Origin of the sequence: Marinobacter gudaonensis (assembly GCF_900115175.1) — a bacterium.
Taxonomy (GTDB): domain Bacteria; phylum Pseudomonadota; class Gammaproteobacteria; order Pseudomonadales; family Oleiphilaceae; genus Marinobacter; species Marinobacter gudaonensis.
This window is the reverse complement of sequence record NZ_FOYV01000001.1, coordinates 536,654-553,881: the sequence shown is the minus strand read 5'-3', so window position 1 is coordinate 553,881 and position 17,228 is coordinate 536,654. Positions and strand designations below refer to the sequence as shown.

The 17,228-nt window shown below is 60.4% G+C and carries 17 protein-coding genes and 1 other RNA gene; all 18 read left to right on the top strand.

What is annotated here, in order from left to right:
• Positions 1–109 precede the first annotated feature (109 nt).
• The 18 genes from BM344_RS02530 to BM344_RS02445 all read left to right on the top strand — a co-directional run bounded on the left by BM344_RS02530 (position 110) and on the right by BM344_RS02445 (position 17,221).
• Positions 110–802 carry a 2OG-Fe(II) oxygenase gene (locus BM344_RS02530; protein ID WP_091985639.1) on the top strand — a complete coding sequence of 231 codons (693 nt, stop codon included), beginning with the start codon at positions 110–112 and terminating at the stop codon, positions 800–802.
• A gap of 93 nt (positions 803–895) precedes the next feature.
• Positions 896–992: signal recognition particle sRNA small type (gene ffs, locus BM344_RS02525), an RNA gene on the top strand.
• A 154-nt stretch (positions 993–1,146) separates the two neighbouring features.
• Complete coding sequence (dnaX, locus tag BM344_RS02520) at positions 1,147–3,084, top strand: DNA polymerase III subunit gamma/tau (protein ID WP_091990711.1); 1,938 nt, start codon at positions 1,147–1,149, stop codon at positions 3,082–3,084.
• Positions 3,081–3,404: a YbaB/EbfC family nucleoid-associated protein gene (locus BM344_RS02515; protein ID WP_091985637.1), complete on the top strand. Its 324-nt coding sequence runs from the start codon at positions 3,081–3,083 to the stop codon at positions 3,402–3,404. The genes dnaX and BM344_RS02515 overlap by 4 nt, the downstream gene beginning before the upstream one ends.
• 30 nt (positions 3,405–3,434) lie before the next feature.
• On the top strand, positions 3,435–4,037 hold the full coding sequence (gene recR, locus BM344_RS02510; RefSeq protein WP_091985634.1) for a recombination mediator RecR: 603 nt from the start codon (positions 3,435–3,437) through the stop codon (positions 4,035–4,037).
• Between the two features lie 43 nt (positions 4,038–4,080).
• Positions 4,081–5,238, top strand: coding sequence for a ribonuclease D (locus BM344_RS02505; RefSeq protein WP_091985633.1), 1,158 nt, complete (start codon positions 4,081–4,083; stop codon positions 5,236–5,238).
• Positions 5,235–5,528 carry a YcgL domain-containing protein gene (locus tag BM344_RS02500; RefSeq protein ID WP_091985630.1) on the top strand — a complete coding sequence of 98 codons (294 nt, stop codon included), beginning with the start codon at positions 5,235–5,237 and terminating at the stop codon, positions 5,526–5,528. Before BM344_RS02505 ends, BM344_RS02500 begins: the two co-directional genes overlap by 4 nt.
• Complete coding sequence (locus tag BM344_RS02495) at positions 5,525–5,971, top strand: YcgN family cysteine cluster protein (RefSeq protein WP_091985628.1); 447 nt, start codon at positions 5,525–5,527, stop codon at positions 5,969–5,971. The genes BM344_RS02500 and BM344_RS02495 overlap by 4 nt, the downstream gene beginning before the upstream one ends.
• Complete coding sequence (locus BM344_RS02490) at positions 5,971–6,315, top strand: hypothetical protein (protein WP_091985625.1); 345 nt, start codon at positions 5,971–5,973, stop codon at positions 6,313–6,315. Before BM344_RS02495 ends, BM344_RS02490 begins: the two co-directional genes overlap by 1 nt.
• Before the next feature lie 120 nt (positions 6,316–6,435).
• On the top strand, positions 6,436–8,505 hold the full coding sequence (locus BM344_RS02485; protein WP_091985622.1) for a VWA domain-containing protein: 2,070 nt from the start codon (positions 6,436–6,438) through the stop codon (positions 8,503–8,505).
• 17 nt (positions 8,506–8,522) lie between these two features.
• Positions 8,523–9,365 carry an AAA family ATPase gene (locus BM344_RS02480; protein ID WP_091985620.1) on the top strand — a complete coding sequence of 281 codons (843 nt, stop codon included), beginning with the start codon at positions 8,523–8,525 and terminating at the stop codon, positions 9,363–9,365.
• Positions 9,366–9,411: 46 nt separating this feature from the next.
• A complete protein-coding gene (locus tag BM344_RS02475; RefSeq protein WP_091985618.1) occupies positions 9,412–10,590 on the top strand; it encodes a vWA domain-containing protein in 1,179 nt (392 codons plus the stop codon).
• Positions 10,591–10,995: 405 nt separating this feature from the next.
• A complete protein-coding gene (locus tag BM344_RS02470; RefSeq protein ID WP_091985615.1) occupies positions 10,996–11,490 on the top strand; it encodes an AraC family transcriptional regulator in 495 nt (164 codons plus the stop codon).
• Positions 11,491–11,496: 6 nt separating this feature from the next.
• Positions 11,497–12,918 (top strand): tetratricopeptide repeat protein, encoded by a 1,422-nt coding sequence (locus tag BM344_RS02465; protein ID WP_091985613.1) that lies wholly within the window; start codon positions 11,497–11,499, stop codon positions 12,916–12,918.
• Entirely contained in the window at positions 12,915–15,737 is a 2,823-nt protein-coding gene (locus BM344_RS02460) for a tetratricopeptide repeat protein (protein ID WP_228143530.1), read from the top strand. The genes BM344_RS02465 and BM344_RS02460 overlap by 4 nt, the downstream gene beginning before the upstream one ends.
• Positions 15,727–16,206 carry a tetratricopeptide repeat protein gene (locus tag BM344_RS02455; RefSeq protein WP_091985610.1) on the top strand — a complete coding sequence of 160 codons (480 nt, stop codon included), beginning with the start codon at positions 15,727–15,729 and terminating at the stop codon, positions 16,204–16,206. Before BM344_RS02460 ends, BM344_RS02455 begins: the two co-directional genes overlap by 11 nt.
• Positions 16,206–16,571 carry a hypothetical protein gene (locus BM344_RS02450; protein WP_091985609.1) on the top strand — a complete coding sequence of 122 codons (366 nt, stop codon included), beginning with the start codon at positions 16,206–16,208 and terminating at the stop codon, positions 16,569–16,571. Before BM344_RS02455 ends, BM344_RS02450 begins: the two co-directional genes overlap by 1 nt.
• Before the next feature lie 2 nt (positions 16,572–16,573).
• On the top strand, positions 16,574–17,221 hold the full coding sequence (locus tag BM344_RS02445; protein ID WP_091985607.1) for a MotA/TolQ/ExbB proton channel family protein: 648 nt from the start codon (positions 16,574–16,576) through the stop codon (positions 17,219–17,221).
• Positions 17,222–17,228: the final 7 nt, after the last annotated feature.

The following is a 17,228-nucleotide window of genomic DNA, read 5'->3' as shown; positions in this document are numbered from 1 at the left end:
GAGTTACTGATTGATTAAGTGTATTCGCTTACCTAGAGAGTAAATTAAAACTGCCGCTCCGGCGACATTTGCGCCTAAAATATGGCCAAAATTTAAACGAGGCCCGTCCATGGAAACGCCGGTTGTCACCCCCATTCACGAATCGTTGACCGCGCCGGCCGAAGGGCTCGAGGGGCGTGCGGAGCGCTGGCTTGACGGTCTTGCCGAGGGTTTGACCGAGTACGGCTGGATGTCACTGGATGTGCGAGACCTGTTGGGTGGCGACCTGCTGGCGGCCCTCAAACAGGAGGTGCAAATCCTGGATCGAACCGATGCCATGCAGAAAGCCGGCATTGGCCGCGGCAATGATCTGGTGCGGGACCGCTCCGTGCGCCGGGACAGGATTGCCTGGCTACAGGGCATTACCGCACCCCAGGCCGCTCTGTTCGAGTTCTTCGAGGGCATCCGCGTGGGACTGAACCAGCGCCTGTTCCTGGGGCTAAAACGATTTGAAACCCACTACGCAACGTACCATCCAGGGGATTTCTACAAGCGTCACCTGGACAGCTTCCAGGGTCGTGCGTCCCGGGTTGTGAGCCTGGTGCTTTACCTGAATGAGGGCTGGCGGCCGGAAGACGGCGGCGCACTCCAGGTGTTCAACCGCGACAGCGAACACGAGGTGTGCGGAACCGTGGTGCCCGAGATGGGGCGCGTGGCGGTGTTCATGAGCGAAGAGGTGCCTCACGAGGTGCTGCCCGCCAATCGCACGCGTCACAGCCTGGCCTGCTGGTTCCGTCAGGACGAAGTGCCGCTACCCCTCTAGGGTTGGCCGATTTCTCATTGTAGTCCGCAAACCCTTTTGCTAATATGCGCGCCGCTTTCGGGGAATTGTCCCGGAACGCCGTTATGGTGGCTCCATTGGTGCCTCCGCAACATGAAACCGTGAACCCGGTCAGGCCCGGAAGGGAGCAGCCGCAGCGGTGGAATTGTGTGCCGGGGTGTCGCTGATGGAGTCACCCCCAGTTTTCTCCCCCGTCTTTTCCTAGATCCCTGATTTTCCTCGATACTGACCCTCCTGGCCCATGAAGCTATGCGGTGCGGTTTGCTTCTTATTGGGCAGTGGTCCGTGGTAAGGTTAAGGCCATTTTTCACAGCGGTTGGCGGAACATGAGCTACCAGGTACTTGCCCGTAAATGGCGCCCACGCACGTTTGAAGACATGGTGGGCCAGGAACACGTGCTCCAGGCGTTGATCCACGCCCTGGAAAGCCAGCGTCTGCACCATGCCTACCTGTTTACCGGCACCCGAGGGGTGGGCAAGACCACCATTGGCCGCCTGCTGGCCCGCTGCCTCAACTGCGAGACTGGCGTAACGCCGAACCCATGCGGCGAGTGTTCCAGCTGCCAGGAAATCCAGGAAGGGCGATTTGTTGATCTGATTGAAATCGATGCCGCGTCCCGAACCGGTGTCGACGACATGCGCGAGCTCACCGATAACGTGCAGTACGCGCCAACCCGTGGACGATACAAGGTGTACCTGATCGACGAGGTGCACATGCTCACCAATCAGTCGTTCAACGCCTTCCTGAAGACCCTCGAGGAGCCGCCGGAGCACGTCAAGTTCCTGCTGGCCACCACTGATCCCCAGAAATTGCCGGTGACCGTGCTTTCCCGGTGTCTGCAGTTCAATCTCAAACGGATGACCCCGGAGCACATTGCCGGCCACCTGCGCAACGTGCTGACCGCCGAGAACATTCCCTTCGAGGAACCCGCCCTGTGGCTGCTTGCCCGTGCCGCCGATGGCAGCATGCGGGATGCCCTGAGTCTCACCGACCAGGCCATTGCCTTTGGCAACCAGAAGCTCGCGGCCAGCGATGTCAGCAACATGCTGGGTACCATTGATCAGCGCGACATCGAGCGCATGGTTGAGGCCCTTGTGGAAGGAGACGGGCCGGCTCTGCTGGCAGAGATCAACCGCATCTCGGATTTTGCCCCGGATTACAGCGTGATCCTGGCGGATCTGCTGTCGCTGTTCCATCGAGTGACCATGGAGCAGGTAGTACCGGGCAGCGCCGATAATGCCCTCGGGGACGCCGAGCAGGTACAGGCACTGGCCCGGAAGCTCAGCGCCGAAGACGCCCAGCTGTTTTATCAGTCCGCGCTGATTGGCCGGAAAGATCTGTCGATTACCCCAGACGCCCGGATGGGCTTTGAAATGACGCTGCTCCGGATGCTGGCATTCCGGCCCGGTGCCGACCGCCGTGAGCCTCCGGCGTTGGGTTCCGGTGACAAGGCCGCGGTGCCAGAACCCAGGGACGAGCCCGACCCGGCGCCAGCGCCACAGCCACAACCTCCGGCCGCTGAGCCGGAAGCGGCGAAACCGGAGGCGCCCCAGCCTGAACCCGAAGCACCGGAGCCGCAGGCTCGGGTTTCTGCAGAGGATGATGCGTGGCTTGCCAGCCTGGACGCCCAGGCCGAGTCCGCCGCCGATCCCTATGAAGAGGCGTTGACAGGCACGGATGAAGCGCCTGTCCAGCCGTCAGCACCGGAGCCGGATTTCGTGCCGGAACCCGAATCGGCTGCGACGCAGGAAACGGTAGCGGAGCAGGAGCCGGTCTCGCCGCCCGTGCCGGAACCGGCACAAGACTCGCATACGCAAGAGGCGCCCGCTTCGGCTGAACTTAGTGAGTCGCAAAGCGGAGACTTCGTCTGGCATCGGGATTTCCGCAGTCTTGGCATCGTTGGTATGCCCGGTAATCTGGCGAGCTACAGTGCCATGAACCGGGACGGTGAGACCATTATTCTCACGATCGATGAAGGCCATGCCCGTCTGTTGAACAGTCGCCACGAGGAGAAGATCCTGGCGGCCTTGAGAAACCGCTTCGGCGACTCCATTCAGTTACGGGTAGAGCAGGGCGACCCGGGTCCGGACACGCCTGCCGCCTACGAGGAGCGTCGGCGCCAGGCGCGACAGCAAGCGGCTGAGGCGTCCATTCGACGGGATCCCGTCGTACAGTCTATCGTTGAACGATTCGAGGCGCGGGTAGTCGAAGACAGTATCCGGCCGGCCGACCCTGGCCAGAGGCAAGCAGGAGACAAGGCATGATGAACAATATGGGCGACCTGATGAAAAAAGCCCAGAAAATGCAGGAAGAGATGCAGAAAGCCCAGGAAGAAATCGCCAAGGCCGAGGTAACCGGCGAGGCGGGCGCAGGCCTGGTAAAGGTGACCATGAACGGTCGCCACGATGTCCGCAAGGTGGATATTGATCCGTCCCTGCTGACCGAGGAAAAAGAGATTCTCGAAGACCTGCTGGCTGCCGCCGTGAACGACGCGGTGCGCCGTGTGGAAGAGAACCAGAAGGAAAAGATGTCTGGCATGATGTCCGGGATGGGTATGCCGCCCGGCTTCAAGATGCCGTTCTGAGTTTCGTTGCCCGCAGTTTGAGGACATTTCATGGCGTTCAGCCCCCTGGTTGATGAGCTTGTAGACTCCCTTCGCTGCCTGCCTGGCGTGGGACAGAAAACCGCCCAGCGAATGGCCTTTCATCTGCTTGAACGAGGCCGCTCCGGAGGAACACGTCTGTCTGAGGCCTTGAGCCAGGCCATGACCGGCGTCCGTCGTTGTGAGTGTTGCCAGAACTTCTCAGACACAGAACTCTGCGGGATCTGCGAAAACCCCCAGCGCCGTACCGGTACCCTGTGCGTGGTCGAAAGCCCCTCCGATCTCCTGGCCATCGAACAGGCGGGCGACTATCGGGGCGGTTATTTCGTGCTGATGGGGCACCTGTCTCCGATTGATGGCGTCGGCCCCGAGCAGATCGGCATCGAGCGGCTGCTCAAACGGATCCGTGAGGAAGGCGTGACCGAACTGATTCTGGCCACCAACCCCACGGTTGAAGGCGAGGCAACCGCCCACTACATTGCCGACCGGCTTGACGGCCAGGGCATTCTCATTACCCGGCTTGCCCACGGCATTCCCGTGGGTGGCGAGCTGGGTTACGTTGACGGCTTTACGCTCACGCATGCCTTCCGGGGCCGCAAGCCACTCTCTGACTGATTCAGGCCAGGCACGTTTATGACTGCTGTTATGGAAGGCTCTAATGGATAGCTCTACCGAGGCTGCGATGGCGGCCAGCGTCCCACCGGCGCCCGCCGAGATTCCATGGATACACGAGCCGCAAGAGCTCGATCGTTGGCTGGAGCCGGCGCAGGGCAGGCTGCTTGCCCTCGACACCGAGTTCGAGCGGGTGAACACCTTCTATCCCATTCCCGGACTGGTCCAGTTGGGGCTCGGTGAAGAGTTCTGTCTCGTGGACCCGTCGGTGGCTGAGCAATCGCTGCGTTTTAGGGAGCTGCTTGCTGACCCTGCTACTCCGAAACTGCTCTATGCCATGAGTGAAGACCTGGAGCTGTTCCGGCAATGGCTCAAGCTGGAACCGGCAGGCGTGATTGATCTTCAGATCGGAGCGGCCATGGCGGGCGCGGGCTTTTCCCTGGGCTACGCCAAACTGGTGGAAAGCCTGTTCGGGGAAACACTCGACAAATCGGCAACCCGTTCAGACTGGCTGGCACGCCCCCTGAGCGAGGCCCAGCAGCGCTACGCCATCGACGACATCCGTTTTCTGGAGCCCATGTATCACTGGGTCATGGGCTTGCTGGAAAAGCGTGGGCTTGCAGGGGCCTTGGCGGAGGAATCCATGCGCTTTGCCAATGAACTGGCCAGCCAGGAAGATCCCGACAATCACTATCTCAAGCTGCGGGGCGGCTGGACCCTGTCGCCCCAGCAGCAAGGTGTGCTGAAAGAACTCGTGAAATGGCGCGAGCTGGAATGCCAGAAGCGGGACCGGCCGCGGAATCGCGTGCTGGCAGATGCCCTGCTGATTGCGATTGCCGAAAGGCTGCCCCGGTCGGTAAGGGAGCTGTCCAACATCCAGGGTGTGCCTGGAGGCGCCGTGCGCCGCTATGGTGAGACCCTGGTGGAACTTGTGAGTCAGGGTTCAACTGCGGATAATTCGAGCCTTGAGCGCATAGCATCGCCGCTCTCGAGGGAGCAGCAGGGTTTCTACAAACAGTTGAAGCGCCTTTTCAAGAAAGCGTCAGAAGACGTTGATATTCCAATGGAATTGTTGGCTCCGCGCAAGCGCCTCGAGAAAGTGGTCCAGGATCCGGATCTGGCCAGACACGATTTTTTTCAGGGCTGGCGGGCCCGTATCCTGGCGCCCGTGCGCACCGAGATCGAGGAATTACTGACATCATGAAAGACCGGGCGTTTGTCTCCGTATTTCGCAGCAGCAAGAAGAACGATACCTATGTGTTCGTTCGGCGCGACCAGAAGTGGGAAGACCTGCCAGAGGGGTTGCGGACCATCTTCGGCCAGCCGATTCACTCCATGGACCTGCTGTTGACACCAGAGAAGAAGCTGGCCAGGACCACCGGCAAGCAGGTGCTTGAGGCAATTGCAGAGAAGGACTTTTACCTGCAGATGCCGGAAGAGAGGGAAAACTACGTGGTGGACTTCAAGCGCAAGCTGGAACGGCATAGCCCGTGATAGCGCAGGTCCCGTTCTGGCAGCGCAAGCGTCTGCACGAGATGACCCCACGGGAGTGGGAATCGCTCTGTGACGGTTGCGGCAAGTGTTGCCTGAACAAGCTCGAGGATGAGGACACCGGCGAGGTATACCACACCGATCTGGTGTGCCGGTATATGGACGACGAAACCTGCCAATGCACGGTTTACGAACAGCGCCTTGAGAAGGTGCCCGGTTGCACCGTGCTGACACCGGAGACCGTCAACTACTACCATTGGCTACCGTATACCTGTGCCTATCGCACGCTGGCCGAGAACCGGCCACTGGCGGAGTGGCACCCGCTGCGTAGCGGCGATCCGGAATCGGTGCACGAGGCGGGCGTGTCTGTTCGCCACCGGGTTCTGTCTGAGGACCGTGTGACCGAACAAGACTGGGAAGAACATATTATTCACTGGATTCTGTAATGATCGATACCGATGCACAACTGGCCTATGGCATTTTCTGGGCCGCCTACGCCCTCGCGTTTGTGGTGTTTTTTTACATGGTGAAGCGCCTTGTACGCTTCCTCCCACTCTACGGCCTGCGGACCCTGTTTCTCGCCGCGCTGGTGGCACTGCTGCTAACACCGGTTGAATCACCAGAGGTAGCGGGCTGGTGGATTCCCGCCTGGCTGTTTGGTGGTTACGAGATGATTCTTGGCAACGTTGACGCGGCCGGACGGGCAGCGTTCAACCTCGGGCTCGCCGGTCTGGTAATGTTGCTGGTGTGGGTACTCGATCTGGTGCGCTATCGCCTGGTTCGACGGTAAATCGGGGCAGGGCCGATCAGTCAGGAAGTTACAACAAGAAAGCCCCCAATAGACAAAGGGACGAATGGCTTGAGTGCGAAATCATCTGGTTTGATACACCTTTTTGCTCTGCTTCTGGCGATGGGTTTGTCCGGGCCGTTGGCCGCCCAGGAGTCCTCCGGGGAGGTTCAGTTCCCGGAGACGTCCGATGTCCGGATCATCGTTGATATTTCCGGCTCCATGAAAGAGACCGATCCGGAAAACCTTCGTCAGCCGGCGGTACGCCTGTTGGCCAGGCTGCTCCCGGAGGGTTCGACGGCGGGCGTGTGGACCTTTGGCCAGTACGTCAACATGCTGGTTCCGCACCAGGAAGTGAACGATGCCTGGCGGGACATGGCCATTCAGCGTTCGGCCCAGATCAACTCTGTGGCACTTCGGACCAACCTCGGCGCCGCCATCCAGACGGCCAGCGACGACTATGTCACCGACGGCGATCTGAGCCGGACCCACTTCATTCTGCTCACGGACGGCAAGGTTGACATTTCGGACAAGCCGGAAGTCAATGCCGCCGAGGAACAGCGTATCCTTGATTCCATTGCCGCTCGCCTGATTGAAAGGGGTGCAACTTTCCATCCGGTAGCTCTTTCAGAGGCGGCGGATACCGATTTTCTGAAAGCTCTGGCGACACGGTCTGGTGGCCGCTTCCAGGTTGCCCAGACCGCCGATGCCCTCAATCTGGCCTTTCTGGAGGCGCTCAATACTGCCGTGCCACAGGAACAGATTCCCATTGAAGGCAATGGATTTACGGTGGATTCCGGGGTTCAGGAATTCACAGCGCTGATCTTCTGGGGGGAGACCGAGACAGCCGCAACCCGTGAACTCACGCTTGTTCGGCCCGATGGCAAGGCCCTGAATCTCAACGATGTGCCTGACAACGTGCGATGGGCCAGGGAAGCGGGCTACGACCTCATAACCGTAACCGGCCCCCAGTCAGGCAAATGGGGTATCCAGGGTGAGCTCGGTGAGGGCAGCCGGGTGACCGTGGTCAGCGATCTGCGTATGGTGGTGAGCCCCATGCCCCCGACTTTCTCGGCGGAAGCGCCACTGGACATCCGCGTCGCATTCTTTGAGGAACAGGAAAAAATCACCAATCCGGATTTTCTGGGGGTACTCGAGGTAAGCCTGAGCATTACCTCTGAAGACGGCCGCAGCGGCACCAAGATTCTCTCCGGAGAACAGCCGCCGGAAGATGGCACCTACAGAGACACCGTTGGCCGTTTGCCTGCCCCGGGGCTGTACACCATTGACGTGGTGGCGGACGGTCAGACCTTCAGCCGGAAGTTCAGCGCCACTGTGGGCTTTACCGTGCCCGAGGGTGCTGAGGCGCCGGCGCCCACCGAAGCCCCTGGTGAGCCATTGGCCGAACCGGAGAGCGAAGAAGGGGTCCCTTCACCGGAGGCGGAGCCATCCGGAACGGCGCCCCAGGCCGAGGCAGAACCCGCAGCTGAGCCTGCCATCGAGTCTCCGATTGATGTCAGTCAGGTCGAGCCGGCACCGGCGACCGAAGCGGATGCGCCAGTAACGCCGGAAGATGAAGCGCAGACAGCTTCCGTGGCCGCGTCGGAAGAGGCAGAGCCGGCGTCCGGACTCCCAGTCTGGGCCTACGGTGCAGCGGGCGGTGCGGTTGCCATGCTGGCGGGTATCGTCTGGTTTGCTTTGCGCCAGCGTCGCAAACGTCAGGAGGCTCAGGAACAGGCGGCCGCTGAGCGGGAAACCCTGGCGGACCTCGATGAAGAACCAGAGACTGAACCGACGGCTGAGACGGCGGTACCCGAACCGGAACTCGAGCCCGAGCCTGAACTGGAATCAGGGCCAGAACCCGAGCCTGAACCCGAAGACATTCCCGAAGTCACAGAGCCCCCGACTGACGAGGAGTTGGCCGATCTTGAAGCGGTGATTGATGACGCCGAGCCGCCAAAGGTGGAAGAGGAATGGCCGGCTGAGGCCGATGACACGGTCGACGACGATGTGGAAATTCCGGTAGCCGATACTCCGGTAGATGAGGAACCGGCCGACGACGAAGAGGAGTTCGGCCTGGAGGATTTCGATCTGTCGGAGTTCGACGACCTTCCGGATTACGACGAGGAGCAGTCCGGACTTCCGGATGATGACTCCGACGACAAACGCAATCAGAAAGATTCGAAAAAGTAACCAACAGGAACCAGACCATGAAGTTTACCGGTACCGAGAAATACGTAGCCACCGATGACCTGCAAATGGCCGTCAACGCCGCGATCGGACTCCAGCGCCCGCTGCTGATCAAAGGCGAGCCGGGCACCGGGAAAACCCTGCTGGCCGAAGAAATGGCGGCGGGGCTCGGCATGAAGCTGATTCCCTGGCACATCAAGTCCACCACCAAGGCCCAGCAGGGTCTGTATGAGTACGACGCGGTCTCGCGCCTGCGGGATTCCCAGCTGGGCGATGAGAAGGTCAAGGACATCCGCAATTACATCGTCAAGGGCAAGCTGTGGGAAGCGTTTGAGTCCGATGAGCAGGTGGTGCTGCTGATCGACGAGATCGACAAGGCCGATATCGAATTCCCCAACGATTTGTTGCTCGAGCTGGATCGGATGGAATTCTATGTCTACGAGACCCAGCAGTTCGTCAAGGCCAAGCAGCGGCCGATCGTGGTGATCACCAGTAACAACGAGAAAGAGCTGCCGGATGCCTTCCTGCGCCGCTGTTTCTTCCACTACATCAGCTTCCCGGACCACGACACCATGAAGAACATCGTGGACGTGCATTTCCCGGGTCTGCAGCAGGCCATCGTGCGCGATGCACTGGAAGTCTTCTTTGACGTGCGCAAGGTACCGGGGCTGAAGAAGAAGCCGTCAACCTCCGAGCTGATCGACTGGCTCAAGCTGTTGATGGCCGACGAGCTGTCCGCAAAAATGTTGCAGGAGAAGGACACCAGCTCGGCGTTGCCACCACTGTATGGTGCCCTGGTAAAGAATGAGCAGGATGTACACCTGCTGCAGAAGCTTGCCTTCATGGCACGTCGCCGCAGCTGATCCTGGGTAAGAGTCCTGGCAAACGTCCCGGCAAGAGTCATCGTTTATGTTGATTGATTTTTTTCTTGAGGTAAGGCGCGCGCGGGTCCCGGCCAGTCTGCGGGAGTTCCTGGATCTGCTGGAGGCGCTGCAGAAGCGTCTGGCCTTTGCCGACATGGAAGAGTTCTATTACCTCTCCCGTTTGTGTCTGGTGAAGGACGAGCGTCACTTCGACAAGTTCGACCGCGCGTTCCAGGCCTATTTCGAAGGTATTGAGAACCTCGACGATCTGCTTGAGGCTCTGATTCCGGACGATTGGCTCAGAGCGGAGTTCGAGAAGCACCTGACCGAGGAGGAGAAGGCCAAGATTGACTCTCTCGGCGGTCTTGAGGAACTGATCGAAACCTTCAAGAAGCGCATGGAAGAGCAGCAGGAACGTCACGCCGGCGGTAACAAGTGGATTGGTACCGGCGGCACGTCGCCTTTCGGTGCTAATGGCTACAATCCGGAAGGTTTCCGTATCGGCCAGAAGAACGGTCGCCATGGTCGCGCCGTGAAGGTGTGGGAGAAACGCGAGTTCAAGGACCTCGACGACAGCGTCACCCTGGGTATCCGGAACATCAAGGTGGCGCTGCGACGGCTGAGGAAGTTTGCCCGCCAGGGCGCTGCGGATCAGCTGGATATGGACGACACAATCCGTTCTACCGCACGCAACGCCGGCTACCTGGACCTGAAAATGGTGCCGGAGCGGCATAATGCGGTAAAGGTCCTGATCTTCTTTGACGTGGGTGGGTCAATGGATCCCCACGTGCGGGTGTGTGAGGAGCTGTTCTCGGCGGCCAGGCTCGAGTTCAAACATATGGAGTATTTCTACTTCCACAATTTCATCTACGAGAGTGTCTGGAAAAACAACATTCGCCGGATGAACGAGACCACCAGCACCTGGGACATCCTCCACAAGTACACGCCGGACTACAAAGTGATCTTCGTGGGTGACGCCACCATGGCACCCTATGAGATTTCCCATCCCGGCGGTTCGATCGAGCACTGGAACGAGGAAGCCGGTGCCACCTGGTTCCAGCGAATTACCGAGCATTTCCGTAAAGTAGTCTGGCTGAACCCCCTGCCGGAGAGCTATTGGGGCAACGGCGGATCACTGGGCATGACGCGGCAACTGGTCAACGACCATATGTACCCGCTGACGGTTGAGGGCCTCGAATCGGCCATGAAGCAGCTGAGCAAGTAAAACAGCGATCCAAAAAAAAGCCGATGCGGTTGAGGGCATCGGCAAAGCTCGGCATATCAAGCGGGGTTGCCGCAACGGCAGTCCCGCCTTCATTCTTGAGCAATTACAGGGCCAAATGCCCAAATGTGCCTTAAAACAGCCGTTTAAATACTTCTCTTCGCTCTTATCCCCGGAGTAAGGTGCCCCCCGAACCGCTACGCCTGTCAAAGAACTCGACACTTCCAAGACCCTGCGTTTCTAATTTGGTGATCTGGATACCGTTCTTGCCGGTTACCAAGTGTTACGCTTTCTGCCGATCTGTTACAGAAGATTGCATGGGTTACAAGGCACGACGGAGTAGGCAGGAGGCTTATGTTCGGCTCAAAACAACCACAACAACGCCGGATACACGGGTGGGTTTCAGCCATGCTGACCACCTTGATCATCGCCGGAATGACGGTACCGGTCGATGCGGCGTCGACGCTCGATGAACAGATCGCGGAGCTGAACACACACGTGGCGAAGCACGCCACAGAGGTGTTGGCGCTTGAACAGAAGCTGTTACACCCACCCAATACCCGACTGGCAGTTTTCCTGACACTCCAGAGCCGCGACGCCCTGAACCTCGATTCGGTGGAACTGTTCGTTAATGACCAGCCCGTGGCCGCCCATTACTACACAGACCGCGAACGGGCCTCGCTGGAGCAGGGTGGTGTTCAACAGTTGTTCATCGGCAACCTGGAAAATGGCGAGCATGAATTGACAACGGTGATTACCGCGCGCTCTGCCGATGAGGATTTCGTCCGTCGTGAGGCAAGTCATCGCTTTCGCAAGCGCCCGGGTGTGCTCAGACTCCAGATGAGCCTCGAAGCTCGCGCCCCGGACTATGAGCCCAGAGTGGCATTCCGGGAGTGGGAGTAAGCCGGCATGGGTCTGCGTCTGCGTGCGCTTCTGCTGGTAGCCGTTGTCGGGCTGGGTAGTACCAGCGCTGGTGCGGCCTCGCCCCTGCCGGAGGAGATCCGTACCGGGCTGGTGTCCTTCCGGGCAGCCGAGGGTGCGGGTATACACCTTGGAGACGCCCGGCAGCAGGCGCTCTATCGAAAGGCCGAATCGGCCCGCGCTCAAGGCAGAACGGATGACGCGGGCCGCATTCTGGCCGGTATGAAAGAAGGGTACTGGTCCGCCCTCGGATACCTGAACCTGGCCACCGACTACGCGAGCACTGACCTCAATCCCGCTCGCGCTCTGGTGGCCCTGAGAGTTGCCCTGGCCATGGCGGAGGGCGATCCGGTAGCCGAGCGCCGGGCGAAGCTGCGCAATAACCTGCTGGTTCGCGCCGGCTACCTTGCCTACCAGCATGGGGAATTCGACAAGGCCATCGGGTTTCTTGAAAAGGTAGACCTCGACAGTTTCAGCACACCCCGCGCGCTCTACCTCCATGGCCTCGCCCTGGCCGAAAAAGGCAATCATCGGGCGGCCATGCAAAGCTGGCACAGGGCCCGCAAATACCCTCTGGCCTATCCGGGGGTGGCCGATGCCTGGATCGGTATGGGGCGGGGTTACGATCTCTCCGGCTATCTTGGCCAATCCGGGGAAGCTTACCTGGCCGCCAACGCGGCTTTTGAGAGTGAGCGGGTGACTTTGCGAAAGCTGTCGGAGAAGATCGGGCGGGACGGCGCCTACAAAACCTTGATTCTTGACGCCCGTGATACCGGCGTGGACTGGTTTCTTGCCGACAGCCGCACACTGACCCAGCCCAGGATGGCTTACCTGCTGGCGTTCATGAAGCAGCCGGACGCGCAGCACGCCGCCGGTCGGGTTGCGGAGCTGGAGGCACTCAGAGGGCAGCTTGAGGGGTTTGGTCGTGACCTCGACGTCTTTCAGAAAGCTCTCGAGACCGCGTTGAGGGATGTGTCCTCGGGGTCAATCGGGGATGGCGGTGATGGCATCAGACGCTTGATCCGGGAGGGAGAGGCGCTTCTGGAGCGGATAGAACGTTTCTCTGCTGGCGCGGGCAAGGAACAGGCCCTCCGCCTGCGGGAACTCAAGACCACCATTGCCGATGCCCGAAGCCGCCTTGACCTTCTGGATCAGCGGGCAACCATCCGGCCGGCTGTGCTTGAGTCTCTCGCTGAACAGGCGAGGGCACTCCAGCGGCGGAACGAGCGGTTGTTGTCCGCCGTGCGCGAACTCTCCGGGAAGTCCGCCGAGGCCCTCGACGAACTGGCTCTGGCGTTTGTCCGGCAGCAGGACCAGAGATTGACCTACGCCCTGGACAAAACCGAACAGCAGATTGCGCATCTCTACGAATACCTTGCCTTGCAGAATCTCGGGGAGAACAGCCAATGAGTGCGTGGCCCCGGAACCTGCCATTTGCTGCTTTCATGGGATTGGTCCTCGTCACAGGGGCGACAGCTGCCCAGGAGTCATTCCGGGTGGAGCTTGGAGGTGAAGGCGATACCCTCGGGGATATGCGGCCGGTATTCCTGCCTTTCGAAAGCCGACCGCTTCCGGCTATTTCGCCGGCAGAGGTTGCCCGGCGCTACCAGCGCCTGTTCCAGTCATCGGATGAGCCGGAGGTCCGGATTGATGCCCTGAACCGGCTGGGTAATATCCGGGATCGTTCCGGTGAGGACGTGGGTTTTTCACCGGCGGAGGAAGAACAGGCCTACCGACAGGCCATCGACAGTTATGAAGCCATTCTGGAGCGGGGCGCCTACGCCGGTCGCCTGGATGAGCTGTTGTACCAGATGGCCAAGGCCCACGCCTTGACCGGTCAGCCGGAGGCCTCGATTCAGCGGTTAGAGCAGTTGGTGGGGTTGTATCCTGGCTCCCCGCTGGTATCGGAGGCCCGGTTCCGACTGGCAGAGCACGCCTTTGCCGCCGGTGACTATGCCCGGGCCGAGACGGGTTATCGCCAGCTGCTGGAATCCAGCCAGGCGGGTGAGTTGGGCACCAAGGCCCGGTATATGCTCGGCTGGAGCCAGTTCAAGCAGGGTTCCGCTGCCTGGAATCGTGCCGCCGGAACCTTTGTAACGGTGCTTGACGAATTCCTGCCAGATTCGGCCAGTCTCTCGACCGTTGCTGAATCCAATGTCGATACGATTGACGATACCTTCCGCGTACTGGCGTTGATGGCAAGCCGCAAGCAGGGGCCGGAATCGCTGGTCACTTGGCTCGAGGGAGCCGGGCACCCCGCCTGGGAACATCTCCTGTTCGACCGGCTGGCGGATTATTACGCGGTACGAGGTGAAACCCTTGCAAGCGTTGAAACTCACGAGGCTTTTTTCGATTGGGCGCCTGAACATCCATCGGAGCCGGCCTTCCGGTTGCAGCTGGTTGAGGTATGGCGCGCTGCAGGCGACCCCGACCAGGCCCGGCGAGCCCGCGCTGAGTTCGTTGCGCAATACCGTCCGCTTGAGGCCTATTCTGCCCTTGGGGCCGAGCATCAAGCCCGTTGGCAGGAATTCAGCCGCGAACTGGCCGATCATGCGTACGCACGAGGCAGCAGGTTCCTGAAAGAGGAACAGGACGAACTGGCGAGGGACGCGTTCCGAACGGCCGCCGGCTTCTATGAAGGCCTCGCGGAGCGAGTCAACCATGCGGGTGAGGTTCTGAGACTGGCAGGCGATGCGCGCCTCCAGGCAGGACAGTACCCGTTGGCGCTGACCGATTTCCGTCAGGCGGCCTATGAGCAAACCGGCTTTGCCGAGGCCGCCGACGCAGGCTGGGCGGGCATCGTTTTGCTTCGAGATGGTGTTGACGGTCGAAAGACCGATGAGGCCTTTGCTCCGGGGTTATCGGACCTCACTGGAGAAGCAGACCGCTTCCTCTCCAGGTTTCCCGGGGACCCGCGCGGCATCAGCCTGATGGCGGATCTTGCGGCGCGCTGGCTGTCTGTGGGAGATCAAACTCTGGCCCTGGATTACAGCGCCCGGGTAATCGGAAGTTCCGGTGCCTCCAGCGACGAGCGGTTTGCCGCCTGGCAGGTGACCGCCCGCATCCGGCAGCAGAACGGGGAGTACGGTCTTGCTGAACGGGCCTGGAACCAGGCCCTGAAGCTTGCAGAGAGCGAAGGTGTGTCTGCAAGGGTATCGGGGCAGACGGAAGAGCTCCGTCAGCAACTGGCAACGGTTGTCTATCGTCAGGGCGAGCAGGCCGCCGCGGCGGGCAGGGTAGACGAGGCCGTTCGGCATTTCGAGCGCGTGGCGCCGATCCTTCCCGGTTCCGAGATTGCCATCAAGGCTCGTTACGACGCGGCCAACACCCTGCTCAAGGCCGCTGCCTGGGGCCCGGCGGTGGCAAACCTTGAGGAGTTTCGCAAGGCGTTCCCGAACCATGGGCTGGCCGAGGGTATCAGTGAAAAGCTGGTGCTTGCCTGGACCGAGTCGGGCGACTACACCCGTGCGGCTTCCGAGTTATTGCAGGCATCGGCGAACCAGGCAGACCCCTGGTCGTACAGGCTTCGTGCCGCTGAACTCCTGGATCGGGCAGGCAATCTTGTTGAGCGTAACCAGCTCTATCGGGATTATCTCGCCGCCAATCCGTCACCCGGCGATGGCCAGCAACACCAGCAATTGCAGACGTTGCGTTACCAGTTGATGGAATCCACTGAAGACGCCGATTACTGGCGTGAGGCGCTCGTAGCTGCCGAACTGGACAGCCCCTGGCACAGCGATGCCTCGCTGGAATGGGCCGCCCGGGCCTCTCTGGTACTCGGCGCTCGGGCGGCAGCAGCCTTCACCCGCATAGGGCTCGACCACCCGCTTGAACAGTCACTCGCTCGCAAACAGGAGGCGCTGGAAACCGCTCGTCAGCGGTTCCAGGATGCCGAAGCGCTGGGGGGCGAACAGGTGCGTTCTGAATCGCTGTTTCGGCGCGCGGAGCTCTACCGCGGCCTCGCCAATGATCTGATGGCGTCGTCGGTGCCTGCCGAGCTTAACGAGATGGAGGCCATGCAGTATCAGATGCTGCTCGAGGAGGAGGCCTATCCCTTCGAAGAGAAAGCGATAGCCCTGCATCGTCAAAACCATCAACGGATAACCTCCAGCGGATACGACCCCTGGATTGGCCGGAGTCTGAGCATTCTGGCCGAGCTGCACCCGGGGCGCTACGAACGGAATCTGAAATGGTTGAGCTGGAACATGGAGGTTGGCGATGGCGCTTGAAACCCGGTTTTTCAAACGTGTGTTCCTGACGCTTCTGGTCGTTGTTCTATCCGGTTGTGCAGGAAAGTCCCCAAAGGAGCCAGAGGCCACCAGGGTGAGCCCTGAAGAGGCCGGAGTGCACGTCCAGGCGGGCCGCGAAGCTTACGATCAGGGCCGGAAGGACGCTGCTGTCGAAGCCTGGCAAAAGGCGGTAGCTCTGGACCCGGCTAATTCAGTGGTGGTCAATAATCTCGCGCTTCTTCTCAAGGAGCAGAACCGGTTCACGGAGGCTGCCGAGCTGCTCGGGCAGGGCATCCGCCGTTCACCTTCCGTGGCCGAGCTGCACTACAACCTGGCCGTGATTTCGGAGCTCTATCTGCTGGACCTCGAAACGGCGCTGCATCATTACAACCGATACCGGGAGCTGTCGGCGGAAGATGACGAATCGGTGGCCGGCTGGATTGCCGATCTGGAACGGAGGCTCCAGTGATGGTGAGCGTATCCGTTAAGGCAACCGCATGCCTGGTTCTGGCCTGGATGGTGCCCGCGCTTTTGATGCCTGTGGCGGCCGCAGATCAGGCCACCGGCGTATCAACCTCGCGCCTCAGCGTGGAAGGAATTTCGGCCAGCCTTGGAGAGGACGAGCCCAGGGTCCTCTACATCCTGCCCTGGCAGGCGCCCAGTCTTTCGAAGCGGCCCCGTGCCGAACTTGATGACCAGGCACCGGAACTGCTGGCGCCGGTTGACCCGCTGGCGCTGGAACGACACAGAGTTTTTCGCGACAACCTGAACCCCCTGATTCTGAGCCCGTTTTCGGGCCCAGACGGCACTGAGCAGTCATTCACAGGAGAATAACAATGCTGGACACCATCGTACGTTTCTTCCAGGAAGGCGGTCCCTTCATGTATCCCATCGCCGTGGTCCTGGCGCTGGGCCTTGCCATCACGCTGGAGCGGTTTTTCTACCTGTCGGCCGTGCGCCGGCGGAATCGCACGGCTTTTGAGAAAGGCATCCTTCCGCTGTTGCAGAAGCGGGATTACCCGCGGGCGATGAAGCTGGCCAGCAACTCCAACAGTGCGATTGCCTCGATCATGGGCGCGGGCATCGGACGGCTGCTGAATAACAGCCGTCGGGAAGAGATTGAATACGCCATGGAAGAGGGGCTGATGGAGGTGCTGCCCCGCCTGGAGAAGCGCACCCAATACCTGGCGACGCTGGCCAACATTGCCACACTTCTGGGTCTGCTGGGCACGATCATTGGCCTGATTTCCGCGTTTACTGCCGTGGCCGCCGCCGACCCCTCCCAGAAGGCCAGCCTCCTGTCGGAGAGCATTTCCGTGGCCATGAACACGACGGCCTTCGGATTGATGTCGGCGATCCCGCTGTTGATGTTCCACGCCATACTGCAAACCCGTACCAACGAGATTGTCGACAGTTTCGAGATGGCTGGAGTAAAGCTTCTGAATCTGATCTCCGAGCCGGGCACGCGGCATTCGGCCGCCTGAGGAAAGG

Coding starts and splice junctions, on each gene's coding strand:
- BM344_RS02530 (WP_091985639.1), top strand. CDS start 110: ATGGAAACGCCGGTTGTCACCCCCATTCACGAATCGTTGACCGCGCCG.
- dnaX (WP_091990711.1), top strand. CDS start 1,147: ATGAGCTACCAGGTACTTGCCCGTAAATGGCGCCCACGCACGTTTGAA.
- BM344_RS02515 (WP_091985637.1), top strand. CDS start 3,081: ATGATGAACAATATGGGCGACCTGATGAAAAAAGCCCAGAAAATGCAG.
- recR (WP_091985634.1), top strand. CDS start 3,435: ATGGCGTTCAGCCCCCTGGTTGATGAGCTTGTAGACTCCCTTCGCTGC.
- BM344_RS02505 (WP_091985633.1), top strand. CDS start 4,081: ATGGATAGCTCTACCGAGGCTGCGATGGCGGCCAGCGTCCCACCGGCG.
- BM344_RS02500 (WP_091985630.1), top strand. CDS start 5,235: ATGAAAGACCGGGCGTTTGTCTCCGTATTTCGCAGCAGCAAGAAGAAC.
- BM344_RS02490 (WP_091985625.1), top strand. CDS start 5,971: ATGATCGATACCGATGCACAACTGGCCTATGGCATTTTCTGGGCCGCC.
- BM344_RS02485 (WP_091985622.1), top strand. CDS start 6,436: ATGGGTTTGTCCGGGCCGTTGGCCGCCCAGGAGTCCTCCGGGGAGGTT.
- BM344_RS02480 (WP_091985620.1), top strand. CDS start 8,523: ATGAAGTTTACCGGTACCGAGAAATACGTAGCCACCGATGACCTGCAA.
- BM344_RS02475 (WP_091985618.1), top strand. CDS start 9,412: ATGTTGATTGATTTTTTTCTTGAGGTAAGGCGCGCGCGGGTCCCGGCC.
- BM344_RS02470 (WP_091985615.1), top strand. CDS start 10,996: ATGCTGACCACCTTGATCATCGCCGGAATGACGGTACCGGTCGATGCG.
- BM344_RS02465 (WP_091985613.1), top strand. CDS start 11,497: ATGGGTCTGCGTCTGCGTGCGCTTCTGCTGGTAGCCGTTGTCGGGCTG.
- BM344_RS02460 (WP_228143530.1), top strand. CDS start 12,915: ATGAGTGCGTGGCCCCGGAACCTGCCATTTGCTGCTTTCATGGGATTG.
- BM344_RS02455 (WP_091985610.1), top strand. CDS start 15,727: ATGGCGCTTGAAACCCGGTTTTTCAAACGTGTGTTCCTGACGCTTCTG.
- BM344_RS02450 (WP_091985609.1), top strand. CDS start 16,206: ATGGTGAGCGTATCCGTTAAGGCAACCGCATGCCTGGTTCTGGCCTGG.
- BM344_RS02445 (WP_091985607.1), top strand. CDS start 16,574: ATGCTGGACACCATCGTACGTTTCTTCCAGGAAGGCGGTCCCTTCATG.